The organism is Streptomyces agglomeratus (genome assembly GCF_001746415.1).
Taxonomy (GTDB): domain Bacteria; phylum Actinomycetota; class Actinomycetes; order Streptomycetales; family Streptomycetaceae; genus Streptomyces; species Streptomyces agglomeratus.
This window is the reverse complement of the sequence record NZ_MEHJ01000001.1, coordinates 6,874,295-6,899,671: the sequence shown is the minus strand read 5'-3', so window position 1 is coordinate 6,899,671 and position 25,377 is coordinate 6,874,295. Positions and strand designations below refer to the sequence as shown.

General features: G+C 71.8%; 17 protein-coding genes. 8 read left to right on the top strand and 9 right to left on the bottom strand.

What is annotated here, in order from left to right; genetic code table 11:
• Window positions 1-2: 2 nt before the first annotated feature.
• Window positions 3-293 (bottom strand): hypothetical protein, encoded by a 291-nt coding sequence (locus AS594_RS30140; protein ID WP_069929965.1) that lies wholly within the window; start codon window positions 291-293, stop codon window positions 3-5.
• A gap of 76 nt (window positions 294-369) precedes the next feature.
• On the opposite strand from AS594_RS30140, the gene AS594_RS30135 reads away from it, so the two are divergent.
• Window positions 370-1,665, top strand: a complete 1,296-nt coding sequence (locus AS594_RS30135) for an NAD(P)-binding domain-containing protein (protein ID WP_079148764.1) — start codon at window positions 370-372, stop codon at window positions 1,663-1,665.
• Between the two features lie 5 nt (window positions 1,666-1,670).
• Here AS594_RS30135 and mltG read toward each other — a convergent pair whose 3' ends face one another.
• Together mltG and AS594_RS30125 are read right to left on the bottom strand one after the other, a co-directional pair.
• On the bottom strand, window positions 1,671-2,492 hold the full coding sequence (gene mltG, locus AS594_RS30130; RefSeq protein WP_069935518.1) for an endolytic transglycosylase MltG: 822 nt from the start codon (window positions 2,490-2,492) through the stop codon (window positions 1,671-1,673).
• A gap of 173 nt (window positions 2,493-2,665) precedes the next feature.
• Window positions 2,666-4,477 (bottom strand): ABC transporter ATP-binding protein, encoded by a 1,812-nt coding sequence (locus AS594_RS30125; protein WP_069929963.1) that lies wholly within the window; start codon window positions 4,475-4,477, stop codon window positions 2,666-2,668.
• A 109-nt stretch (window positions 4,478-4,586) separates the two neighbouring features.
• Between AS594_RS30125 and AS594_RS30120 the strand changes: the two genes are divergently transcribed.
• From AS594_RS30120 to AS594_RS30105, 4 genes are all read left to right on the top strand, one after another.
• Window positions 4,587-5,042, top strand: a complete 456-nt coding sequence (locus tag AS594_RS30120) for a MarR family winged helix-turn-helix transcriptional regulator (protein WP_069929962.1) — start codon at window positions 4,587-4,589, stop codon at window positions 5,040-5,042.
• 19 nt (window positions 5,043-5,061) lie between these two features.
• On the top strand, window positions 5,062-7,992 hold the full coding sequence (locus tag AS594_RS30115; RefSeq protein WP_069932092.1) for an FAD-binding and (Fe-S)-binding domain-containing protein: 2,931 nt from the start codon (window positions 5,062-5,064) through the stop codon (window positions 7,990-7,992).
• A gap of 87 nt (window positions 7,993-8,079) precedes the next feature.
• Window positions 8,080-9,159 (top strand): NAD(P)H-dependent amine dehydrogenase family protein, encoded by a 1,080-nt coding sequence (locus AS594_RS30110; RefSeq protein WP_069929960.1) that lies wholly within the window; start codon window positions 8,080-8,082, stop codon window positions 9,157-9,159.
• Window positions 9,156-9,635, top strand: coding sequence for a carboxymuconolactone decarboxylase family protein (locus AS594_RS30105; protein WP_069935517.1), 480 nt, complete (start codon window positions 9,156-9,158; stop codon window positions 9,633-9,635). Before AS594_RS30110 ends, AS594_RS30105 begins: the two co-directional genes overlap by 4 nt.
• A gap of 81 nt (window positions 9,636-9,716) precedes the next feature.
• On the opposite strand, the gene AS594_RS30100 is transcribed toward AS594_RS30105, so the two are convergent.
• Window positions 9,717-11,360 carry a GMC oxidoreductase gene (locus AS594_RS30100; RefSeq protein ID WP_069935516.1) on the bottom strand — a complete coding sequence of 548 codons (1,644 nt, stop codon included), beginning with the start codon at window positions 11,358-11,360 and terminating at the stop codon, window positions 9,717-9,719.
• A gap of 112 nt (window positions 11,361-11,472) precedes the next feature.
• Window positions 11,473-13,092 carry a peptide-N4-asparagine amidase gene (locus tag AS594_RS30095; RefSeq protein ID WP_069929957.1) on the bottom strand — a complete coding sequence of 540 codons (1,620 nt, stop codon included), beginning with the start codon at window positions 13,090-13,092 and terminating at the stop codon, window positions 11,473-11,475.
• A gap of 157 nt (window positions 13,093-13,249) precedes the next feature.
• Between AS594_RS30095 and AS594_RS30090 the strand changes: the two genes are divergently transcribed.
• A complete protein-coding gene (locus AS594_RS30090; protein ID WP_069933783.1) occupies window positions 13,250-15,175 on the top strand; it encodes an ABC transporter transmembrane domain-containing protein in 1,926 nt (641 codons plus the stop codon).
• Window positions 15,172-16,953 (top strand): ABC transporter ATP-binding protein, encoded by a 1,782-nt coding sequence (locus AS594_RS30085; RefSeq protein WP_069935515.1) that lies wholly within the window; start codon window positions 15,172-15,174, stop codon window positions 16,951-16,953. Before AS594_RS30090 ends, AS594_RS30085 begins: the two co-directional genes overlap by 4 nt.
• A gap of 168 nt (window positions 16,954-17,121) precedes the next feature.
• On the opposite strand, the gene AS594_RS30080 is transcribed toward AS594_RS30085, so the two are convergent.
• From AS594_RS30080 to AS594_RS30065, 4 genes are all read right to left on the bottom strand, one after another.
• Window positions 17,122-18,621, bottom strand: a complete 1,500-nt coding sequence (locus tag AS594_RS30080) for a SulP family inorganic anion transporter (protein WP_069929955.1) — start codon at window positions 18,619-18,621, stop codon at window positions 17,122-17,124.
• A gap of 8 nt (window positions 18,622-18,629) precedes the next feature.
• Window positions 18,630-19,238 (bottom strand): carbonic anhydrase, encoded by a 609-nt coding sequence (locus AS594_RS30075; protein WP_069929954.1) that lies wholly within the window; start codon window positions 19,236-19,238, stop codon window positions 18,630-18,632.
• 676 nt (window positions 19,239-19,914) lie between these two features.
• Window positions 19,915-21,849: a flavin monoamine oxidase family protein gene (locus AS594_RS30070; RefSeq protein ID WP_240509106.1), complete on the bottom strand. Its 1,935-nt coding sequence runs from the start codon at window positions 21,847-21,849 to the stop codon at window positions 19,915-19,917.
• Between the two features lie 84 nt (window positions 21,850-21,933).
• Entirely contained in the window at window positions 21,934-22,725 is a 792-nt protein-coding gene (locus AS594_RS30065; protein ID WP_069935513.1) for a metal-dependent hydrolase, read from the bottom strand.
• A 121-nt stretch (window positions 22,726-22,846) separates the two neighbouring features.
• On the opposite strand from AS594_RS30065, the gene AS594_RS30060 reads away from it, so the two are divergent.
• Window positions 22,847-25,360, top strand: coding sequence for a DEAD/DEAH box helicase (locus tag AS594_RS30060; protein ID WP_069930878.1), 2,514 nt, complete (start codon window positions 22,847-22,849; stop codon window positions 25,358-25,360).
• Window positions 25,361-25,377: the final 17 nt, after the last annotated feature.

The window sequence follows — 25,377 nt, the reverse complement described above, 5'->3', positions numbered from 1 at the left end:
GACTACGCACCCGGCAGGGTGTCCAGGTCCGGCTGGACCTCCACCGTGCACTCGGCGTCCTCCGGGCCCACGCCCTCGGTGTCCCGCCAGACGCAGATACGTACGTGATGGACGCCCGACCCCTCGTGATCCCACTCCGTCGCAAGGTCACGCACCACCACCGCCGCCACGAATTCGGCGTCCTCGGGCTGGGTGGCGGTGCTGATGGTGCCCCGGTAGCGGGCCCCGAGGGGGCGCCAGCCGGCGCTTCCCGCAGGTGCGTCCACGCGGTACACGTAATCGACGGTCGTCATTTCGGCACCGTACCCACATCGCCGGGAATTACGTGGGGCCGGGAAGATCCGCGCCTGCGGCCCTGTTGGTGGAAACATGAACAATCTTGGAGTGCGGGACGTGGACGTGGTGGTCATCGGCGCCGGGCAGGCGGGACTGTCCAGCGCCTACCACCTGCGGCGCTCCGGCCTGGAGCCCGGCCGTGACTTCGTCGTGCTCGACCACTCCCCGCGGCCGGGCGGCGCGTGGCAGTTCCGGTGGCCCTCGCTGACGTACGCGAAGGTGCACGGGATGCACAGCCTGCCGGGCATGGAGCTGACCGGCGCCGACGACAGCCGCCCGTCCTCGGAGGTCGTCGGGGAGTACTTCGCGGCGTACGAGCGGACCTTCGCCCTGAGCGTGCGGCGGCCCGTCGGCGTGTCGGCGGTGCGGGAGGGCGAGGGCGGCCGGCTGCTCGTCGAGACGTCCGCGGGCACGTGGGCGGCGCGGGCTCTGATCAACGCCACGGGGACCTGGGACCGGCCGTTCTGGCCCCGCTACCCCGGTCAGGAGACCTTCCTGGGGCAGCAGCTGCACACCGCCGACTATCCGGGGCCGCAGGCGTTCACCGGGCGGCGGGTGGTCGTGGTGGGCGGCGGGACCTCCGGTGTTCAGCATCTGATGGAGATCGCCGCCGTGGCGGCGGAGACCACCTGGGTGACGCGCCGGCCGCCGGTCTTCCGCGACGGTCCGTTCGGCGAGGACCAGGGGCGGGCGGCGGTCGCGCTCGTGGACGAGCGGGTACGGCGCGGGCTGCCGCCGCAGAGCGTCGTGTCGGTGACGGGTCTGCCGGTCACGGAGGCGGTCGCGCGTGCCCGCGCGGACGGGGTCCTGGACCGGCTGCCGATGTTCGACAGCATTACGCCGAACGGGGTGGCCTGGGCCGACGGACGTACGGTCGACGCCGACGTCATCCTGTGGGCCACCGGATTCCGCGCCGTGATCGACCATCTCGCACCGCTCAGGCTGCGCGAGCGGGGCGGCGGCATCCGTGTGGAGGGCACCCGGGCGGTGCGCGACGAGCGGGTCCACCTGGTGGGTTACGGGCCCTCGGCCAGCACGGTCGGGGCCAACCGGGCGGGGCGGGAGGCCGTGCGCGCGATCATGCGGCTGCTGGAGCGGCGGCCTGCGGACGGCGTGGCCGTGGGGGCGGTCCCGGCGGATCCGGTCGCGCGCGGGCTGTTCGCGGCGGACCCCGTGGCGGTGGCGTCCGGTTCGGCGGGTCGGCCGGGTCCGGCGGGTCCGGCGGACGAGCCGGTGGCGCCTGCCCCGGAGCCGGTCACCGCGCCCGTCCGTATCCCTGCCGCCGCCCCGGTCCGCTTCGCCGACGCTCCGGTTCCGGTCGGCGGCTGACGGCGTCAGCCGCCGTTCTTGCTCGCGCCCCTGCGGTTCGCGTTGAACTCCGCTACGTTCTTCCGCTGTTCGGCGTAGCTGTCGGTGAAGCGCGTGTCTCCGGGCGCCACGGTGACGAAGTACAGCCACTCCCCCGGCGGCGGGTCGAGCGTCGCGTTCATCGCCTCGCGCCCCGGGTTCCCGATCGGCGTGGGCGGCAGGCCGGCACGCCGGTACGTGTTGTAGGGGGTGTTGATCCTGGTGTCCGCGTGCGTGGTGTCGAGGGTCGAGCGCTTCAGCGCGTAGTTGAGCGTCGAGTCCATCTGGAGCGGCATGCCCCGCGCCAGCCGGTTGTCGATGACGCGGGCGACCTTCCCCATGTCCTCCGGTGTGTCGGCCTCGGCCTGCACGATGCTGGCGACGACGACGTCACGGTACGCCGTGGGCGTGGCCCCGAAGTTCCTGCCCGCCGTGTTGACCATGTACGAGAGCAGACTCGCCGGTGTCGCCTTCTCGTCGACGGGATACGTGGCCGGGAAGAGGTAGCCCTCGGGGTTTCCCCTGGCCGCGCGCGGCAGCTTCAGACGGGCCGTGCGCGCCGCTTTCTCGGCCGTCCTCGGCGCCGCGCCGAGCGCCTTGTCGACCGCGGCGTACACCTGGGAGGCCCGCCACCCCTCCGGGATCAGGAGACTGCGCGGCTCGCGCTTCTCGTCCCTCAGCAGCAGCAGAGGCACCAGGACCGCGGCGGTCGCCACCACGGCGGCCATGCCGGCGATCAGCAGCAGCCGGCCGCGGCGCGTCAGGCGGGGACTGCTCGCGGGCCGTTCCGGTGCGGACTCGTTCTCCATGCGGGCACGCTAACCCGCCGCACTCACGGTTCCCGGGATCCCGGGAGGGGCAATCGGTCACTCCCGCGCGCGTGCGAAGCACGACGGGGGAGCGGGTGTTCGCCCGAACAGGTGGCCGCCGTGCGGCATGTCGTTGTTTTCCGGGGAGCGGTGGCGCTGCCGCGCGCACCCGCTCAGCCGGTGGCGGGCGACATCCGGGCGTCCCTGCGCACGAGCGCCGCGTACCGGCCGTCCCGGGCGAGCAGTTCCTCGTGCGTACCGCGCTCGACGGTCTCCCCCGCGTCGAGGACGACGATCTGGTCGGCGTCCCTGACCGTGGAGAGCCGGTGCGCGATGGTGATGGTCGTCCGGCCCGCCGAAAGGGCGTCGATGGCCTGCTGCACCGCGTGCTCGGTTCGGGTGTCGAGGGCGCTCGTCGCCTCGTCGAGGATGAGGACGGGCGGGTCCCGCAGGATGGTCCGGGCGATCGCCAGCCGCTGCTTCTCGCCGCCGGAGAAGCGGTATCCGCGCTCACCGACCAGGGTGTCGTACCCGTCGGGGAGTGAGGCGATGTGGTCGTGGATCTGGGCCGCCTCGGCGGCGGCGCGCAGCTCCTCGTCGGTGGCGTCCGGCTTGGCGAAGCGCAGGTTCTCGGCGACGGAGGCGTGGAAGAGGTACGTCTCCTGGGAGACCACGCCGACGGCCCGGGCCAGCGTGTCGAAATCCAGGTCGCGCACGTCGACGCCGTCGAGGGTGACGCCGCCGCCGGTCACGTCGTACAGCCGGGGCACCAGGTAGCTGAGCGTGCTCTTGCCGGAGCCGGTGGGCCCGACTACGGCCAGACTGCCGCCCGCCGGGACGGTGATGTCGATGCCGGTGAGGGTCCGGCCGCTCTTCTCGTCGTACGCGAAGTGGACGTCGTCGAAGCGCACCTCGCCGCGGATCTTCTCCAGCCGGACCGGCTTCTCGGGCTCGGTGATGTCCACCGGCAGGTCGAGGTACTCGAAGATCCGCTGGAAGAGCGCGAGGGAGGTCTGCATCTGCACACCGGTCGACAGCAGGCTCACGGCCGGCCGGAAGAGGCCCTGCTGGAGCGAGACGAAGGCGACGAGCGTGCCGAGGGAGACGGCCGCCCCGCCCGACTGCATGGTGAGGCCGGCCGCCCAGTAGATGACGGCGGGCATGGCGGCCATGACGATGCCGATGGTCGACATCCGCCAGCGCCCGGCCATGTTGGAGCGCACTTCGAGGTCGACGAGGCGCTCGGACTCGTCGGCGAAGGACTTGGTGAGGGAGTCGGCGCGGCCCATGGTGCGGCCGAGCAGGATGCCGCTGACCGACAGCGACTCGGTGACGGTGGCGGCCATCGAGGCCATCTGCTTCTGGCGCTGCGTGGTGATCTTCTTGCGCTCGCGGCCGACCCGGCGGCTGATCCACACGAACACCGGCAGCAGGAGCAGCGAGACGACGGTCAGCCGCCAGTCGAGGGCCAGCATGGCAACGACCGTGGCCACCACCGAGGTGAGGTTCGAGACGAGCGAGGTCGCGGTGGAGGTCACCGTCGCCTGCATGCCGCCGATGTCGTTGGCGATGCGGGACTGCACCTCACCGGTGCGGGTCCTGGTGAAGAAGGCGAGCGGCATGCGCTGAAGCTGGGCGTAGACGGCGGTGCGCAGGTCGTGCATGACGCGCTGGCCGACCGTCGTGGAGATCAGGGTCTGGAGTACGCCGAAGACGCTCGTCACCACGGCGGTCAGGATCATGCCGAGGGCGAGCAGGCTGAGCAGGCCCGTACGCCCCTGCGGGATCGCGGTGTCGAGGATCTCCCTGAGCATGAACGGGGAGGCGACGGCGACGAGGGAGGAGGCGGCGACCAGCAGGCCGACGACGGCCAGCCGGCCCCGGTACGGGCGGAACAGCCTGAGGATGCGGCGCACCTGCGCGGGCTCCTCCGGCTGGCCGGGATCGCGGGCCGGGGGTGTCCACGTGGGTCGATCGGGGTGCATGGGCTCCTTCGCGAGGGGTGAGATGCCGGATTACGAAGCCTAGCCGATTGTTACCTCTGCTCACAATGACTGTATTCACAATGAGTGTGGTCCTGATATTGTTCCCGGTATGAGCACCTCAGACGCCGACGGCGTGCTGGCCGAGCAGCTGCTGCGGCTGACGCGCCGGCTTCACCGGATCCAGCGTCAGCAGATGGAGCCGATCGGCATCACTCCGGCCCAGTCACGCCTCCTGCGTACCGTTTCGCACTACGACCTGCACGACGAGCCGCCGCCGCGGATGGCCGACCTGGCCCGGCGCCTGGATGTCGTGCCGCGCGCGGTGACCACCCTCGTCGACGGGCTGGAGGCGAGCGGGCGGGTGCGCCGCGTGCCCGATCCCACCAACCGCCGGGTGATCAGGATCGAGCTGACCGACACCGGCCGCGCCACGCTGCGTGCCCTGCGCAGCGCGCGCCGCGACGCCGCGGAGGACATCCTTGCTCCATTGACCGCCGAGCAGCGCGAGGTGCTCGGGGGCCTGCTGTCCGCTCTGGTCGACGGGATGCCGGAGCGCCGCTGCTGAGCCGAGGGGACCGACCCGCATGCCGCTGCTGGAGCCCGAACCCGGATCGCTGCGGCCCGCCGCCCCGAGGTGTCCGGCGCCCGACCGGGTGCCGGACACCCTGGCCGGCGGCACGCCCGAGCCGCTGCGCCGCGAACTGACCGATCTGCTCGGCGCGGGCAAGGTGCTATGGAAGGTCTCCGACCTCGTGCGGTACGCGTCGGACGCCAGCCCGTACCGCTTCGTTCCCCGGGTGGTCGTGGTCGCCGAGGACATCGACGACATCTCGGCGGTGCTCTCGTACGCCCACACCCGAGGCCGCGAGGTCGTCTTCCGGGCGGCGGGCACCTCGCTCAACGGCCAGGCGCAGGGCGAGGACATCCTCGTCGACGTACGCCGTCACTGGGCGGGCGTCGAAGTCCTCGACGGCGGCGCGCGCGCCAGGGTCCGCCCGGGCACCACGGTGGTACGGGCCAACGCCGCCCTCGCGCGCCACGGCCGCGTTCTCGGCCCCGACCCGGCGAGCGCCATCGCCTGCACGGTCGGCGGCGTCGTCGCCAACAACGCCTCCGGCATGACGGCGGGCACCGCCCGCAACTCCTACCGCACCGTCGCCTCCCTCACCTTCGTCCTGCCGGGCGGCACGGTCGTCGACACGGCGGACCCGGCGGCCGACGGGGAACTGGCGCGCGCGGAGCCGGACCTGTGCGCCAGGCTGATGGCGATCAAGGCGGAGATCGAGGCGGACGCGGAACTCACGGCCCGTATCCGCGCGAAGTACGAGATCAAGAACACCAACGGCTACCGGCTCGACGCCTACCTCGACGGGGCGACTCCCGTGGAGATCCTGCGCGGCCTGATGGTCGGCTCCGAGGGCACCCTCGGCTTCATCTCCGAGGTCGTCTTCGACACGCTGCCGCTGGACCGCGCGCTCTCCACCGCTCTGCTCTTCTTCCCCACACTGTCCGCCGCGGCCGCCGCCGTCCCCCGTTTCAACGACGCGGGTGCGCTCGCCGTCGAGCTGATGGACGGCAACACGCTGCGCGCCTCGGTGAGCGTCGAAGGGGTACCGGCGGACTGGGCGCGGCTGCCCGTGGGGACGACGGCGCTGCTGGTGGAGTTCCGGGCGCCCGGCGCGGCAGCTCTCGACGCGTACGAACGAGCGGCGGCCGAGGTGCTGGCCGGGCTCGAACTCGTCGCCCCGGTCCCCTCGGTGACCAACACGTTCACCCGGGACGCGAGGACGATCGGCGGCTACTGGAAGGCCCGCAAGGCGTTCGTCACGGCCGTCGGCGGCTCCCGCCCCGCCGGCACGACCCTGATCACCGAGGATTTCGCCGTACCGCCGTCACGGCTGGCCGAGGCGTGCGAGGCGCTGCTGCGCCTCCAGAGCCGGCACGGGTTCGACGCGGCCGTGGCGGGTCACGCGGCGCACGGCAATCTGCACTTCCTGCTGGCCTTCGACGCCGCCGACCCGGCCGACGTGGCGCGCTACGCCGCCTTCATGGACGACTTCTGCCGGCTGACCACCGGCCGCTTCGACGGTTCGCTGAAGGCGGAGCACGCCACCGGACGCAACATCGCGCCCTTTCTGGAACTGGAGTGGGGTCCGAAGGCGACGGAACTGATGTGGCGTACGAAGCGGCTCCTCGACCCGGGCGGAGTGCTGGCCCCGCGCATCGTGCTGGACCGCGATCCGACAGCGCATCTGCGCGGCCTCAAGACCATCCCCGGCGTCGAGCCGGTCGCCGATCCATGCATCGAGTGCGGATTCTGCGAACCGACCTGCCCCAGCACCGATCTGACGACCACTCCGCGCCAGCGCATCGTGCTGCGCCGGGAAATGACCCGCCAGCCGCCGGGCTCGCCGGTCCAGGACGCGTTGCTCGACGCGTACGGGTACGACGCGGTGGACACCTGCGCCGGTGATTCGACCTGCGCGCTCGCGTGTCCCGTCGGTATCGACACAGGCGCGCTGATGAGGGACTTCAGGCACCGCCGCCACTCGCCGCGCGAGGAACGGATCGCGGCGCTGGCCGCCCGGCACTTCGGGGCGGTCGAGGCCGCCGCGCGCCTCGCGGTCGCCGCCGCGGACCGGGCCGGTGACCGGCTCGCCGGGTCGGTCACCAACCTCGCCCGCAGGGCCGTACGCCCCGGCCTGGTCCCGGAGTGGCTGCCGCAGCTCCCCGGCGCCGCGGCCCGGCCCCTCCCCCGCACCCCGCGCACCGGCGCGCACGCCGTCTACTACCCGGCGTGCGTGAACCGCGTCTTCGGTGAGCCGCGGGGCCACTGGGGGCCGTCGCTCCCGCAGGCCGTGGTCGCCGTGTCGCGGCGCGCCGGAAGGCCGGTGTGGATCCCGGACGACGTCGCCGGCACGTGCTGCGCGACGATCTGGCACTCGAAGGGGTACGCGGCGGGCAACTCCGTCATGGCGAACCGCGTCGTCGAGGCCGCCTGGGGCTGGACGGCGGGCGGCACACTGCCGCTGGTCGTCGACGCGTCCTCCTGCACGCTCGGCCTCGCCCGCGAGGTCGTGCCGTATCTCACCGACGCCAACCGGGAGTTGCACGCGGAGCTGACCGTCGTCGATTCGGTCGTCTGGGCCGCCGACGAGCTGCTGCCCCGGCTCCCGGTGCTGCGCAGGGCCGATTCCGCCGTTCTCCACCCCACGTGTTCCATGCGGCACCTGGGCGACGAGGAGCGGTTGCGCACGGTCGCCGAGGCGTGCGCGTGGGAAGTCGTCGTACCCGACGACGTGCGCTGCTGCGCGTTCGCGGGCGACCGCGGGCTGCTGCACAAGGAGCTGACGGAGTCGGCCACGGCGCGCGAGGGCGCGGAGGTCCGGGCGCGGGAGTACGACCTGTATCTCAGCGCGAACCGGATGTGCGAGGTCGGCATGGAGCGCGCGACCGGCCGCGGCTACCGCTCCGTACTGCTGGAACTGGAGCGCGTGACCCGCCCCCACACCTGACATATCGTCACATCACTTTCGAAGAAGGACATTTGACCGACGTCGCGTCTCTGGGAACCGTGAGGTCCTCGCGCTACCCTCCGCCGCATGATTCCCACGGTGGTCTGGGGCACCGGCAACGTCGGCCGTGCGGCCGTCCGCGCCGTCGACGCCCATCCGGCGCTCGGCCTCGCGGCCGTTCTCGTGCACAACCCCGCCAAGGTGGGCCGCGACGCGGGCGACCTCGGCGGCCTCGACCGCGCTCTGGGGGTCGCGGCGAGCGACGACATCGAGGCGGTACTGGCCGCCGGCCCCCGGGCCGTGGTGTACGCGGCCTCCGGTGACGTCCGCCCCGACGAGGCCCTCGCGGACATCGTCCGGGCGATCCGGTCCGGCGCCGTGGTGGTCACCCCTTCGCTGTACGCGCTGTACGACCGGCACGGTGCCCCACCGGAGCTGCGCGAGCCCGTCCTGGCGGCGGTCGCGGAAGGCGGCGGTTCGCTGTTCGTCTCGGGGGTCGACCCCGGCTGGGGCAACGACGTACTGCCGCTGCTGATCAGCGGACTCGGCAGCACCGTGGACGTGATCCGCTGCCAGGAGATCTTCGACTACTCCACCTACGACCAGCCCGAATCGGTGCGCCACCTGATCGGAATGGGACACCCGATGGACTACGAGCCGCTGATGCTCGCCCCGACGGTCCCGACCATGGTGTGGGGCGGGCAGATACGGCTGATGGCCAGGGCTCTCGGCGCAGAACTCGACGAGATCCGCGAGACCCTGGACCGGCGCGCGCTCGACACCACGGTGACCACGAGAACCATGGGCGAGTTCGAGGCCGGCACGCAGGGCGCGGTGCGGTTCGAGGTGCAGGGCATCGTCGCGGGCGAGCCCCGCATCGTCATCGAGCACGTCACCCGCATCCACCCGTCCTGCGCCCCCGACTGGCCGGCACCGCCGGACGGAGCCGGAGCACACCGGGTGATCATCGAAGGGCGCCCGCGCATCGAGGTCACGGTCGAGGCCACCGACGAGGACGAGAACCGGTCGGCGGGCGGCAACGCCACCGCGGTCGGCCGCCTGGTCGGCGCCATCGACTGGCTCGTCGACGCGAAGCCCGGACTCTACGACGCGCTCGACGTACCCCTGCGCCCCGCCGTGGGCAAGCTCGGAAGGAGCCGGCGATGAACATCGACATACCCGAGGGCAAGGACGCCATCGCGTACGTGTGGGGCGAGATGGTCCCCGGCATCGGGACCGCCGCGGCGGACTTCTCGATGGCGGTGTACGCCCATACGACCCTGGGGCTGCGCGAGTTCGAGGCCGCGCGGCTGCGGATCGCGCAGATCAACGGCTGCGTGTTCTGCCTCGACTGGCGGACCGAACGCGACGGGCAGAAGGTCGAGGAGGGGTTCGCCGAGGCGGTGACACGGTGGCGCACGACCGACGCGTTCGACGAGCGCACCCGACTGGCCGCCGAGTACGCCGAGCGGTACGCGCTGGACCACCACGGCCTGGACGAGGAGTTCTGGACACGGATGACAGCGCGCTACAGCCAGTTGGAGATCGTCGAGCTGAGCATGAGCATCGGTTCCTGGCTGGCGTTCGGCCGGCTCAACCATGTGCTGGGGCTCGACACCGCGTGCGTGCTGCCCGGGCACTGAGGTGCGGGGCGGCGGGTCCCGGAGCCGTTCAGTGGGTCCGGGGCCGCTCGGTGGTCCGGCCGGCCCCGGCACGGCGCATCGCTACAGGTCGGCAGCGATGATCCTTTCGATGTTCCGTTCGGCGAGCGCCGTGATGGTCACGAACGGGTTGACACTGGCGTTGCCCGGGATCAGCGAGCCGTCGATGACGTACAGGCCCCGATGGCCGTGCAGCCGCCCGTAGTTGTCGGTGGCCCTGTCGAGCACCACGCCGCCGAGCGGGTGGTACGTGAGGTGGTCGCCCCAGATCTTGTACGCGCCGAAGAGGTCGGTCCGGTAGATCGTCCCCTCCTTCGCGTTGATTTTGTCGAAGATCGTCTTGGCGGCGTCGATGGACGGCTGCTTCCAGGCGGTCTGCCAGTTCAGGTCGGCCCGTCCCGTCGCGGCGTTCCAGGAGAACTCCGCGCGGTGCGGGTTCTTGGTGATGGACAGGTAGAACGAGGCGTACGTCTCGATCCCGGTGGGCAGGGGCGCCACCTCGGCGAAGGCGCCGCCGGCGTCCCAGTTGTCGATGCCGGCGGTGGGCATGGACGCCTGGAGTTTGCCGGTCGCGTCCCACATGTGGTTGGCGCGCCCGCACATGACGTTGCCGTTGTCGCCCCAGCCCTTGCCGATCTCCTGGTTCAGTCCGGGCAGCGCTCCGGTCGCCTTCAGCCGGGTCAGCAGCTTGCTGGTTCCGACGCTGCCCGCCGCGAAGAACACCCGGTCCGCCGTCACGCTCTTGGTGGCCGTGGTCTCGCCGCCGGTGCCGAGCTGGTCGATGAGGACCGTGTAGCCGCCACCGGCCGCCGGCGCGACCGAAGTGACCTTGTGCAGCGGCGAGACGGTGACCCTGCCGGTCGCCGCCGCCCGGGCGAGGTAGGTCTGGCGCAGCGTTTTCTTGCCGTAGTTGTTGCCGTAGAGGACCTCGCCCTCCAGTGCCGACTTGGGAACGGAGCCGTCCGCCTCCCGCTTCATGTAGTCCCAGTCGTACACGTTGGGCACGAAGACGAACGGAAAGCAGGACCGCTGGGCGTGCTTGCGCCCGACCCTGGCGTACTGGTAGCAGGCGGCGCTCTCCCACCAGGCCGGGTCGACGTGGCTGACGCCGAGCCCGGCGTTGGCGCGCGGGTAGTAGACGTCATACATCTCGGCGGCGTTCACGGACGGGAGGACGCCGCCGAAGTTCTCCCGTCTCGGCGTGACGGCCATGCCGCCGTTGACGAGCGAGCCGCCGCCGACCCCGCGTCCCTGGTAGACCGTGATGCCGGCGAAGTCCTCGGCGTCCAGGATCCCGGTGTGCCGGGGGATGTCCTTGTCGAGCGGGAAGCCGAGGAAGTTGCTGAGGGGCTGTTTGGTCCTGGTGCGGAGCCAGAAGGAGCGGTAGTCCGGCCTGGTCGTGTTGGCGAAGATCCTTCCGTCCGGTCCGGGGGTGTCCCAGGACATGCCCATCTCGATCATCTGTACGTCGACACCCGCCTCGGCGAGGCGCAGCGCCGCGACGGAGCCGCCGTACCCCGTACCGATCACCAGGACCGGGACGTGCGCCCCGGTGGCGATCGGGACGGCGGCCCGGGCGGCTTGCGCCCGGGCCACGCCCGGGTGACCGGCCAGCGCGGCGGCGCTCAGAAGAGAACCTGTTCCAGCGATGAATCCACGACGCGTGACGCCTCTCGGACCGGCGTCACGCTGGACGATGTCACCCATGTGATGTTCCTCACTTCAAGGTGAACGGAAACAGGTTCTACTGCCGTCGGCGTGCGAAGTCACTACATACTTGAAGGTAATTTGCGCGGAGCGCCGGAGGGCCGGCAGCGGATCAGCAGCGCAGCCGGTCCTCAGTAATCGTCCCCTGCGCCGTCCTCAGACTCCGGTCGTAACAGCCCGCCGTCCCCGAGAGCCGGAAGCGTTCGCTCGACGTGCCGACCGCGTGCCGCTGGTCGCGCGGGACGTTCGCGGTGTACGTCGCGTCTCCCTCGTACGCGTCGTCGGAACGCGACCAGGACATCCGCTTCCCGCCCCGCTCCGTGGCCGTGTACGCGCGGTCGCCGAGCGCGAGCACCGTACGCAGCCGGTCGCCGGCGCCGAGCGTCGTCGTACCGTCCATCGTGTACGTGCGGTGCGCGCGCACGGCGGTGGCCGGGCCGCGCCCGTCGGTGGTGACGGTCTCGTTGTCCGTCCAGGTGCCTCTGAGCGCGTCGAGATTCTCGCCGTCGGTCCAGCGGTGGACGGACGTGTGGGCGAGCGTACGGTCGACGGTCGTGACGACGCGGCCGTGAGAGGTGTTCAGATGGCCGGAGAAAGTGAGCCGGTGACCACCCCTCGTGTCGAGGCGGTGTTCGGAACCCGCCGTGTACACCGGTGAGTTGACCGGGGTCCCGTCGTCGTGCCGGGTCAGCGCGCCGGTGACCACCTCACGGCCCTTGTCCTGCCACACCAGCACGTTGACGGGCGTGCTCCAGCCGGTCTGCCCCTCGGGGACACCGGTAACTGAGACCTCCACGCGGTGCGGGCGGCCGTCGTTGAGCCTGCCGGCGAACGGCGTGAGGTCGTACTGGACGGGCTTGACGTCGAAGGCGCGCGGGCCGGGGATCACGTACCAGAGGAAGGGGTTGGACCAGCCGCCCGTCCAGACCGTGGGGAACGGCGCGGCGATGCCCGCGAGTTGTCCGTCGACCTTGATCTGCACCTCGCGGTAGGGGCCGTCCGGGGTCCGGCAGGAATACGGGGCCTCCTCGGGGACGGAGAGGTACCAGTACTCCTCGCAGCCGCCGCCCGAGCCCGTCGCGTACACCTCGGCGACGATGCGCTCGGAGTTGCGCGGAGTGGTGAGGGAGTTCCCGCCGTCGAGAGTGAGGACACGGTCGGGGACGGTGGCCGCCGGCGCGGTGGGACCCCCGGCGGCGTAGAAGGTCAGGGTCGCCCTGACGTCGATGACACCGGTGTACGTCTCGTTGACGACATTGCCGATGAGCATCTCGACGGGCTGTTCGCGCCGCAGTGTGTCGCTGTAGCGCGTGACGTCCTTCTCCACGGACCAGGTGATGCCTTCCGGCGAGGGCTGCGGGGTCGAGGTGCGGAGCACCTCGACCCCGCCGATGTGCAGGTGACCGAGGCGGTCGTACTGCCGTCCCGCGACCTTGCCCTCGAGGCGGAGCACCACCTTGCTCCAGCGGTCGCCGCAGCCCTTCGGGGGCGCGTATCCGCCCCTGTACGGCGTGAAGTCGCGGAACTGCGCCTCGGCGACGGTCACTCGGCAGGACCGGGTGCCGGGGGTCGCGACGGGCGGCGCGGCGGTGACGGGATCGTGCCAGTCCTGACCGAACTCGGCCGGCGGCTCTCCTGTCGCGGTCGCCGCGCCCGCCGGTCCGGCTCCGAACACCGATCCGGCGGCGAGGGCGAGACCCGCGAGCGCGCACATGACTTTTGGTCGTCTCATGCGTCAGGAGTGAAGCCGGGGACGGCCGGGTGCGCCAGAGCGGGATGTTCGATCTTGGCGTGTTCTGTGCGCCGGCGCTCATAAATCAATTGCCCTTTCCGGGGGAAAAACGCGAACCTTGCACGGTTTCAGCCAGTACACCGAGCCGTGGGACATCATGCAGATTCGCGATCTTCCGTATCCCGATCCGGGCGTCCCCGACGTCCGGTCCGGACCTCGATTCCTCTACTGGCTCGGGCGCAACCAGCTCGGCGGGCAGCTGAAGTCGCTCTCCTGGGGCCTGCTCCACCAGTGCGGCGTGGCCGGTCTGCCGCTGGGCGTGGGGCTCGCCGTACAGGCCGTGGTGGACAGATCCGGCAGTGGACTGGCGTTCGCCGGCGCGCTGATCGCCCTGCTGGGGGTGGCTGTCGCCCTCGGCGACACCATGCTGCACAGGACCGCCGTCACCAACTGGATCACCGCCGCCGCGCGGGTGCAGCAGCTGCTGGCCCGCAGGACCGCCGAGCTGGGTTCGGCGCTGACCCGCCGGGTCGCGGCGGGCGAGGTCGTGGCGGTCTCGACCGGCGACGTCGAGAAGATCGGCTGGTTCGTCGAGGCGCTGTCGCGCTTCGCCGCCGCCGCCCTGACGCTGGTGATCGTGTGCGTGGGGCTGCTGGTCTACCAGCCCGCGCTCGGGATCGTCGTGGCGATCGGGGTGCCCGTACTGGCCCTGGCCGTCCTGCCGTTGCTGCCGAAGGCGACCCGGCGGGCCGACGCCCAGCGCGAGAAGGCAGGCAAGGCCACGGAGCTGGCCTCCGACACCGTCGCGGGCCTGCGTGTGTTGCGCGGCATCGGCGGCGAGGAGCTGTTCCTCGGCCGCTACCGCAGCGCCTCTCAGGAGGTACGCCGGGCGGCCGTGCGCAGCGCCAGGATGTGGGCGCTCATCTCGGCGATCCAGGTCCTGCTGCCGGGCCTGCTCCTGATCGCGGTCGTGCTGTACGGCGCGAAGCTCACCGTCGACGGACGGATCACGGTCGGCGAACTGGTCACCGTCTACAGCGCGGTGACGCTCCTGCTCTACCCCCTGCGGCACTTCGAGGAGATCGCCATGGCGTACTCCTTCTCGCGGCCCTCCGCCAAGCGGGCCGCACGCGTGCTGTCGCTGGAGCGCACGGCGTACGCGACGGGCGAGGACGACGGCGCGACGGGCGAGGACGGCCCGACGGGCGAGGACGGCGCGACGGCTTCGGCCGCCCCGGCGGTCCCGTCCGGCGATCTGTACGACCCGGCCAGCGGGCTCCTCGCCCCCGCGGGCCGGTTCACCGCCGTGGTCTGCGGCGACCCCGACCTGGCGGGCCGGCTCGCGGAGCACTTGGGCGGCCACGCCACGTCGGACGCCGGCCCGCAGGCCGATACGGACTCCGGCACCGGTGCCGGTACCGCTGAGGCGCCCCCCTCGGCGCTCCTCGGCGGAGTGGCGCTCGACGACCTTCCGCTGATCACCGCACGGGAAGCCGTCCTCGTCCAGGACAAGGACCCGGTGCTGCTCTCCGGCACGCTGGCCGAGCTGCTCGACGTACCGGCTTCGGGGATGGTCGCGGCGGCGGACGCGCTGGACGCCGCGCAGTGCGAGGACGTACTGGCCGCCCTCGCCCAGGCATCGGCGGACCGCACGGACGACCCGATGCGCACCCGGATCACGGAGCGCGGGCGTTCGCTGTCCGGCGGCCAGCGTCAGCGCCTCGCGCTGGCGCGCTCGCTGGTGACCGACCCGCCGGTGCTCGTCCTGGACGAGCCGACCTCGGCCGTCGACTCGCACACCGAGGCGCGGGTCGCGGCGGGTGTGAAGCGGCTGCGTACGGGGCGGACGACCGTCGTCTTCGCCTCGTCGCCGCTGGTGCTCGACCAGGCGGACCGGGTGGTGCTCGTCCACGAGGGCGAGGTCGCAGCCGTCGGCACGCACCGCGAACTGCTGCACACCGACCCGCGATACCGCGCGGTCGTCACCCGGGAGACGGACGCCGAGGACGCCGCGCGATCCGGGGTCACGCGGGCCATGGAAAAGGCTGTCCCGGTACGCGAGGAAATCGAGGAGTCGGCATGATGGGCGTGGCACCACCGGCGTACGACCCGGCGGCACCTGAGTCGGCGACAACCCTGCCGGTCGGCAGTCCAGCGACCGTACGGACCTACGTGCGCGAGCTGATGAGGCGGCACCGCGGGGCGTTCGCCGTGGTCGTGGCCTTCAACGCGGTGGCGGTCGTCGCCTCGATGGCCGGCCCCTACCTCCTGGGCTCGCTCGTCGAGAACCTGGCGGACGGGGCCCGCGAGCTCCACCTGGAGCGTACGGCGGCGGTCTTCGCGCTCGCTCTGGCCGTCCAGACGCTCTTCACCGGCCAGATGCGGCTGCGGGCCGCGATGCTCGGCGAGGAGATGCTGGCCGACCTGCGCGAGGACTTCCTCGTACGGTCGGTCGGCCTGCCGCCGGGGGTGCTGGAGCGGGCCGGCACGGGCGACCTGCTGTCACGCATCACCACCGACATCGACCGGCTGGCGAACGCGATGCGCGAGGCCGTGCCGCAGCTCGCCATCGGAGTGGTGTGGGCGGGCCTGCTGATCGGCGGCCTGACCGTCACCGCGCCGCCGCTGGCGCTGGCCGTGCTGGTGGCCGTGCCGGTGCTGGTCGTCGGGTGCCGCTGGTACTTCAAGCGGGCGCCGTCGGCGTACCGCTCGGAGTCGGCCGGCTACGCGGCGGTCGCCGCGATGCTCGCCGAGACGGTGGACGCCGGGCGGACCATCGAGGCGCACCGCCTCGGCGGGCACCGGGTGGCCCTGTCGGAGCGGCGGATCAGGGAGTGGACCGCGTGGGAGCGGTACACGCTCTGGCTGCGGTCGGTGCTCTTCCCCGTCATCAGCGTCACGCACATGACGATCCTGTGCTCGGTGCTGCTGATCGGCGGCGTCTTCGTCCTGGAGGGCTGGATCGACGTCGGCCAGTTGACCACGGGCGCGCTGCTCGCGCAGATGCTGGTGGACCCGGTCAACCTCATCCTGCGCTGGTACGACGAACTCCAGGTCGCGCAGGTGTCGCTGGCCCGGCTCGTCGGCGTACGGGAGATCGAACCGGACGCCGGGGACGGCGCGACCGCGCCCGACGGGCGTGCGGTGCGGGCCGACGCGGTGCACTTCGGGTACCGGGCGGGGGTCGACGTACTGCACGAGGTGACGCTCGACGTGGCCCCGGGGACGCGGATGGCCCTGGTCGGTCCCTCGGGTGCGGGCAAGTCCACGCTCGGACGGCTGCTCGCCGGGATCTACGCGCCGCGTACGGGTGAGGTGACGCTGGGCGGCGCGGAGTTGTCGCGGATGCCGGCCGAGCGGGTGCGCGCGCACGTGGCCCTGGTCAACCAGGAGCACCACGTCTTCGTGGGGTCCCTGCGCGACAATCTGCTGCTGGCCCGCACGGGCGCGGACGACGCGGAACTGTGGGCGGCGCTGGGCGCGGTCGACGCGGACGGCTGGGCGCGGTCTCTGGACGACGCCCTGGACACCGAGGTCGGCTCGGGCGGCCACGCGCTCACTCCCGCGCAGGCGCAGCAGATCGCGCTGGCCCGTCTGGTACTCGCCGACCCGCACACGCTGGTGCTCGACGAGGCGACGTCGCTGCTCGATCCCCGGGCGGCGCGTCATCTGGAGCGGTCGCTGGCGCGGGTGCTCGACGGCCGTACGGTCGTGGCGATCGCGCACCGGCTGCACACCGCCCACGACGCGGACGTCATCGCGGTGGTCGAGGAGGGCAGGATCACCGAACTGGGCAGCCACGACGAACTGGTGGCGGCGGACGGAGCGTACGCGGCGCTCTGGCGCTCCTGGCACGGCTGACCGCGCCGCGCGCTCTCACACCGGAGCCCCGCGCCGTACCCTCCGCTGTCGAAAGGGAGGGTACGGCGAGGAGCCGGCACCCCGGCCGTGCGCGGCCCGCCACCGGGCGCGCGCAGAGCGGGCGCCGCCGGGACCGGCGGCCAGCCCTGGCAAACGGCGGCCGACCCGTCAGGCCGCGACTTGCACGGGCTTCACGCCCTCCTCGTTGTGGCGCTCCGCCCAGCCCGTCAGCGCCGCGCCGCACGCGTGGTCCACGTGCCGCAGGCCCGTGAGGTCGAGTTCGATCGGCCGGTCACGCGGCAGCGCCTCCAGTTCGTCCAGGAGCTTCGGCAGCCGCAGGAAAGTCGCGTTGCCGAGCACCCGCACGCGCACCGGCCCCCGGCCGGTCTCGTCGGCGCCCGCGACCTCCACATGGACGTGCGAGGTCTCCCAGGCCGTCTTCGCGACCGCCAGCAGCAGGCCGATCAGTACCCCTTCGAACATGTTGGTCACCACGATGGCGAGCGCCGTGGCGCCCAGCACCACCGCCTCACCCCGGTGCTCCCGCCACAACGGGCCGAGTTCCTTCACCGGGAGCAGCTTCCAGCCCGCGTGCACCAGCACACCGGCCAGCGCCGCCACCGGAATCACTCCGAGCGCGGCCGGGAAGGCCGCGGCGAAGAGGAGCAGCCACACGCCGTGCAGTACGCGGGACGCCTTGGTCCGCGCCCCAGCCTGCAAGTTGGCGGAGCTGCGTACGATCACCGCCGTCATGGGCAGCGCGCCGAGCATCCCGCACACGGCGTTGCCCGCGCCCTGGGCGACGAGCTCCTTGTCGTAGTCGGTCCGCGGGCCGTCGTGCAGCCGGTCCACCGCGGCGGCGCTGAACAGGCTTTCGGCCGAAGCGATCAGCGTGAAGGCGATCACCGTGCCCAGCAGGCCGACTTCGGCGAGCCGGCCCAGGTCGGCGACGCCCGGCGGCTGTACGGCGTCGAGCAGCCCCCTCACCTCGACCCGGGCGACCGGCGGGTCGAACACCACCGCCACCGCGGTCGCGAGGGCGACCGCCGCGAGCGGGGCGGGCAGCACACGCGCGGCGGCCGGAATCCTCGGCCACAGCACCAGCACCGCCACCGTGCCGACGCCGATCCCGAGCGCGGCCGACGCGGGTCCCGACCCGAACGTGCCGGCCGCGAGACCGGGCAGGCCGCCGATTTTGGCGAGCCCGCCGGCGGGCGCCTCGGTGTCGGCCAGCGCGTACAACTGGCCGGCGATGAGCACCAGGCCGATGCCCGCGAGCATGCCCTGCACCACCGCGATCGAGATCGCCCGGAACCAGCGCCCCAGCCGCAGCGCGCCCATCGCGAGTTGCAGCACCCCCGCCGCCAGGACGATCGCGCCGAGTGCGCCGATCCCGTACTCCCGCACGGCCTCGTACACGAGCACCGTCATGCCGGCCGCCGGGCCGCTGACCTGAAGGCTGCTGCCGGGCAGCAGCCCGGTGACGAGCCCGCCCACGATGCCCGTGACCAGGCCCAGTTCGGCGGGCACACCTGACGCGACGGCCACCCCCACACACAGCGGTACCGCCACCAGGAAGACGACGAGCGAGGCGGTGAAGTCGGCGCGGAGGTCACCGGGGCCGCGCGACCGGAAGAGCTTCCTGACGGTCTTCGTGACGGTGTTCAAGCCGGCGCTCACAGGGGGAGGAAGGCGTCGGCGGCGGGCACGTGGGCCAGGACCAGTCCGGTGTCCACGGCGTAGAACCAGCCGTGCAGCCGCAGTTGTCCGGCGGCCAGCCGCTCCGCAACGCAGGGGTAGGCGCGCAGCCGCTCCAGCTGTTCGCGGACGTTGCGCTGGGCGGCCGCGGCCACTTCGGTGTCCGCGTCCTCGTGGAGTCCGCCCAGGTCGTCCGGCAGCTGGCTGTTCAGCCATCCCGCGACCGCCGGTACGGCGCCGAGGTCCTCGCCGCGTACCCGCGCGCCGACGGCGCCGCAGTGGGAGTGTCCGCACACCACGATGTCGGGAACCCGGAGCACGCTCACCGCGTACTCGATCGTCGCGGCCTCGCCGCTCGGCCGGTCCGTGCGGTACCCGGGCACCGCGTTCCCGGCCGTACGCAGCTCGAACAGCTCGCCGGGGCGGGCGCCGGTGATGAGGGAGGGGACGACGCGCGAATCGGAGCAGGTGATGAAGAGCGCCTGCGGGGACTGGCCTGCCGCCAGCCGTCCGAACCATTCGCGCCGTTCGCCCTGCGCCGCTATGCGTTCGCCCAGGGAGCGGGCATGGTCGATGAAGGTCTGCATGGGGGGATCGCCTCCAGGAGCGATTGCAGTGCCGTGATGACGTATCGGTGCGTAATACAGGAAACCGGCCCACACGTCTCAGCGGGTGCGGGGCATCGGTCCGTACGGCCGTGTCAGCAGCGGAAGACCTGGAGGGCGACCGGGAGGTCCCCGGATCTCGACGGCGCGTGGCAGTACGGCGCGTCGTCGTCGTTCGTGAGGGAGCGGCGCGGGAGCTCCGCGGCGGGCGGGGGCAGGGCGCAGGTCGCGTGCACGGCCGTCTGCGGGGGCCCGTCTGCGGCCGCTGCGCGCGGCGGACCTGGCCCGGGTGGGCGGCGGTGTCGGAGTCCGGGGGCGAACAGGAACCCCGCGCGGCCACCGGCGGCTCCGTACCGGGCTCCGCCGCGGCGGCGGCCGGACCGGTGGCTCCGTGCGCCGCGGCGGCTTCGCCCGTCGCGGCCGTGAGGGAGAGCAGGGCGAAGAACGCCAGCAGCAGCGCCTTGGCGGCCGCCGTGATCCGCAGCACCGCTCCCCCTCCCCCTGACGTTGTGTCGGATGCCCGGGGCCATTGTGTCCAGGAGGAGGTGCCGGACAGCAACTCGGCAATTTACAACGACGTTAACTCTTCGCGAACCGGGTCGCCTCGCGTGCGGCGGCCCCGGCCCGCACAGGGGCCGGGGCCGCCGCGACGGCGCGGTCAGCGGACGCCGTGGACCTCCAGCGCCACCCGGACCGCGGACTCCAGCGCGCCCTCGATCCAGGCGGGCTTGAGCGAGGTGTGACAGCCGGCGAAGTGCAGCGGGCCTTCCGGCGTACGCATGTCCCCGAAGATCTCGGTGTGCTGTCCGGGCAGGAGTACGGACGCCTCCCCGTACGCGTACGGGTCGCGCTGCCAGCTCTGGGTGCGGCCGCAGCCCGTGAAGAACACCTCCAGGCGCTGCCCGTACACCTCCTGCATGCCGCGCAGCGCCAGCGCGTACCGGGCCTCGTCGTCGTAGGAGTCCCAGCGCCGCGCGTCGTCCGCCCAGCTGTACGAGGCGAGTACGACGCCTCCGTCGCTGCCCGGCACGGGGTGCGACGGGTTGAACATGAAGCGGTTGGGGTTGTCGGTCACCGACCCGCCGCCGACGACCTCCGCCGCCTCCGGCTGGTCGCGGGAGACCCAGCAGTGCGCCGCGTAGTGGGTGCGCTGGGCGTCGGTGAGGTAGCCGGACGGTACGGAGGGGTGGGCTCCGAGCAGCCGCCCGTCGTCCGGGACCCGTCCCTTGCGGTAGGCGTCGTACAGCCCGGGCTCCAGGGCGTTCAGCTCGCGCTTCCAGTCCTCTTCGCTCATCTCCCACCAGCGGCGGCTGAATTCGAGCAGGACCTTGGTCGCGCTGTCGTAGTGCACCTCGTTCACGGCCCGGCGCTTGCCGTACGAGAGCTGCGGCGAGACCTGCACGTGCCGCAGCCCGGAGAAGGGGACGGTGACGACGGCCGTGTCGCCGGAGAACCGCTCGCGCACCACCTCGGCGCCGCGCCCCTCGGAAACGGTGTGCAGCACCACGCGCGGCCCCGGCGCGCCTTCCTCGCGGGTTTCGATGCGTGTGACGCGCCGGTCGAAGCGCACCTCGTCGCGTACGTCGTCGAGGAGCGCGTCCGCGAGGACCGCGGTGCCGCCGGTCAGCTCGTAGAACTTGGTACCCGGGCTGATCAGGGAGGCGCCCATGAAGCTGTGCATGAACGACAGCGGGAGCCGGGAGGTCATGTTCTCCAGCGTGCCGATGAGGTCGATCGTGCGGGTGTCGAGCTTGGCGTGCTCGGTGAGGAAGCGGTACATCGACCAGTCGCCGAAGCGCTGGATGATCCGGGCCCAGCCTTCGACCAGCTCGGGCATCGGCTTGTTGACCCGGGTGCCGTCGGGCTGCCGGGTGCTGTACTCGTCGCGCACCGGATCAAGGGCCTGCCGGACGATCTCCGACGCGGGGACGTCGGCGTATTTCCGGGGAACGCCGAACGAGCGGTTGATCGCCTGCGGGTTCTTCGCGTAGTCGGCGCGCCGGGTCCTGATCCCGTTGACGCGGATCCAGGTGCGGTACGCCGCCTTGCCGTCCGGTCCGGCGTCGATGTAGTGGAAGGGGCGCCGCTCGATCCCCAGGTGGTCGATGAGTCCGATGACCAGCGGGTGGCTGCCGGGGATGCGCATGGCGCCCGCCTCGGCGTACTGCTTCGGGTCGGCGAACGGCTGCTCGGCGTTCTCGTGGCCGCCGGTACGGAAGGTCTTGATGCGGCCGCCCGCGCGGTTGCCGTTGGCCTCGACGATCGTGACGCGGTGGCCCGCGCGCTTGAGCAGGGACGCGGCGACCATGCCGGAGGGGCCGGCGCCGACGACGAGCACCTTCTTGGGGGCGGCGGCCTTCGGCAGCCCGTCGCCGAGAAGGATCTTCTCGTACTCGGGGATCAGGGACTTGTTGTCCTCACCGACCACCAGCAGGGCGCGGGCGACGGCGAGGCAGGTCTGCCAGTCGGCGGTGGACCGGGGGGCCGTGGGTGCGGTGGGTGCGGCGGCCGACGGCCCCGTCCCGGCGGCGGTAGTGACGGCAGCGGCGGCGGCCACCGCCCCTGTACGTGCGGTGAACTGACGACGCGTCATCTCTGGGGATTCCATGATCCCATGAACTGGATCTTGATGCTCCGGGCAGCGGGTCCCGCACCGAATTCACCCGAACGGTATGCCTCAGATGAAGTTGAGCGCGGCCGCGCCGCCCACTCCCCCGAGCAGCATGAACGCCGGCATCAGCACCTTCAGCTCCACCCAGCTGCCCGCGCGGAACCGCAGCGCCTTGGGCGGCCCGATCGGGTACCAGCGCTTGCGGCCGACCGGGATGGGCCACAGGATCGGGCAGCCGGAGACCGTGAGCGCGTCCCCGATGTCGTGGACCAGCGCGCCGAGGACGATCGGCAGGCCGAGCCACAGGTACTCCTGGCCGTCACCCGTGAACAGCCAGTCGGCGCCGTTGCCCGGTTTATCCAGTATGCCGGCGAGAATCCACGCACTCGTCGCGCCGAGCAGCCACACCAGGACGTCACTGGACACCCGGGCGGCCCGCCACAGCAGGCCCTCCACCGCCAGCACCAGGTGGACGAAGAGAAGGACGAGCACCGCCCAGCGGCCGCCGGTGTACGCCGCGAGCGACGCACCGCCGCCGATCATGACCGCCCACAGCCAGGTGTGGGTGAGCGTGCGGTGGCCGCCGGTCCTGCGCGGGTCGGCGGGCTTCTTGGTGGCCTTGTAGACGGCGTACGACAGCTTGTCGACGATCTCGCACATGCCGCGCGACACGGGCCCGAAGGCGCGCGAGATCGTCGCGGACTTGTGGTCGAGGTCGGGAGCGAGCGCCGCGCCCGCGCAGATCAGGGCTCCGACGGCGAGGACCGGCCAGGGCATCGGATGTCCGGCCGCGGCCGCCGCCGCCCCGACGCCAAGCCAGGCCGCTGCCCCCGACAGTGAGTGCGCCGGTCCCATCATGGTCGTCCCCGCCCCATTTGTTCTTGTGGTGTGCCCCGTTGACACGGCAGCGTATCGCTCGTGATCTTCGTACGGCCGACCGGTTCCCGGTTCAGGGGGGAAGCCAGGCAAGATGGGGGGCGTGACCCTTATCGATCAGATGCCCCCGACCGCCGACCCCGATGCCCTCTTCGAGGCTTTCACCTCTTGGGCCGAGGGCCAGGGCATCAGTCTCTATCCCGCTCAGGAGGAGGCGCTGATCGAGGTGGTGTCCGGTGCGAACGTGATCCTGTCCACGCCCACCGGCTCCGGCAAGAGCCTGGTCGCGGCGGGCGCGCACTTCGCCGCCCTCGCCCAGGACAAGGTCACCTTCTACACCGCGCCGATCAAGGCGCTGGTCTCGGAGAAGTTCTTCGACCTGTGCAAGCTCTTCGGCACGGAGAACGTCGGCATGCTGACGGGCGACGCGTCCGTCAACGCCGACGCCCCGGTGATCGCGTGCACGGCGGAGGTGCTCGCCTCCATCGCCCTGCGCGACGGCAAGCACGCCGACATCGGCCAGGTCGTGATGGACGAGTTCCACTTCTACGCCGAGCCGGACCGCGGCTGGGCCTGGCAGATCCCGCTGCTGGAACTGCCGCAGGCGCAGTTCGTCCTCATGTCGGCAACGCTCGGCGACGTCGCGATGTTCGAGAAGGACCTGGCCAGGCGCACCGGCCGCCCGACGTCCGTCGTGCGCTCCGCGACCCGGCCGGTCCCGCTGTCGTACGAGTACCGCCTGACGCCCATCACGGAGACGCTGACGGAGCTGCTGGAGACCAGGCAGGCGCCCGTCTACATCGTGCACTTCACGCAGGCGGCGGCCGTGGAACGGGCGCAGTCGCTGATGAGCATCAACATGTGCTCGCGCGAGGAGAAGGACCAGATCGCGGAGCTGATCGGCAACTTCCGCTTCACCACGAAATTCGGCAAGAACCTCTCGCGCTTCGTGCGGCACGGCATCGGCGTGCACCACGCGGGCATGCTGCCCAAGTACCGCCGGCTCGTGGAGAAGCTGGCCCAGGCGGGTCTCCTGAAGGTCATCTGCGGTACGGACACGCTCGGCGTCGGTGTCAACGTGCCCATCCGCACGGTGCTGTTCACGGCGCTCACGAAGTACGACGGCACGCGCGTGCGCACGCTCCGCGCCCGTGAGTTCCACCAGATCGCGGGCCGCGCGGGCCGGGCCGGCTTCGACACGGCGGGCCTGGTGGTGGCGCAGGCGCCCGAGCACGTCGTCGAGAACGAGAAGGCGCTCGCCAAGGCCGGCGACGACCCGAAGAAGCGCCGCAAGGTGGTCCGCAAGAAGGCTCCCGAGGGCTTCGTCGCCTGGTCCGAGACGACCTTCGACAAACTCATCGGTTCCGACCCCGAGCCGTTGAACAGCCGCTTCCGCGTCACCCACACCATGCTGCTGTCGGTCATCGCCCGTCCCGGCAACCCCTTCGCCGCCATGCGCCACCTCCTGGAGGACAACCACGAGCCGCGCAAGGCGCAGCTGCGGCACATCCGCCGGGCGATCGCCATCTTCCGCTCGCTGCTCGACGGCGGCGTGGTGGAGATGCTGGAGACCCCGGAGGCCGACGGCCGTACGGTACGGCTGACCGTCGATCTCCAGCAGGACTTCGCGCTCAACCAGCCGCTGTCGACGTTCGCGCTCGCCGCATACGAGCTGCTGGACCCAGACTCCCCCTCGTACGCGCTGGACATGGTGTCCGTCGTCGAGTCGACCCTCGACGACCCGCGCCAGATCCTCGCCGCCCAGCAGAACAAGGCGCGCGGCGAGGCGGTCGGCCAGATGAAGGCGGACCGTGTCGAGTACGAGGAGCGCATGGAGCGGCTCCAGGAGATCAGCTACCCGAAGCCGCTGGAGGAGCTGCTGTGGCACGGGTACAACGTCTACCGCAAGAGCCACCCGTGGGTCGGTGACCACCCGGTGTCCCCGAAGTCCGTGGTCCGTGACATGTACGAGCGGGCCATGACCTTCGCCGAGTTCACCTCGCACTACGAGCTCGCCCGCACCGAAGGCATCGTGCTGCGCTACCTCGCGGGCGCGTACAAGGCGCTCGAACACACCATCCCGGACGACATCAAGTCCGAGGACCTGGAGGACCTCATCGCCTGGCTCGGCGAGCTGGTGCGCCAGGTCGACTCCAGCCTCCTCGACGAGTGGGAGCAGCTCGCCAACCCCGAGGTGGAGACCGCCGAGCAGGCCCAGGAGCGCGCCGACCAGGTCAAGCCGGTCACGGCCAACGCGCGGGCCTTCCGGGTGCTCGTGCGCAACGCCATGTTCCGCCGGGTCGAGCTGGCCGCCCTGGACAACGTCCGGGAGCTGGGCGAGATGGACGGCGATTCCGGCTGGGACGAGGACAAGTGGGGCGAGGCCATGGACGCGTACTGGGACGAGTACGAGGACCTGGGCACCGGTCCGGACGCGCGCGGTCCCAAGCTGCTGATGATCGAGGAGGACGCCGAGCACGGCCTGTGGCGCGTCCGCCAGGCGTTCGCCGACCCCAACGGCGACCATGACTGGGGTATCAGCGCGGAGGTCGACCTCGCCGCCTCCGACGAGGAGGGGCGGGCCGTCGTGCGCGTCACCTCGGTCGGCCAGCTGTAGCAGAGAAGCAAGGAGAA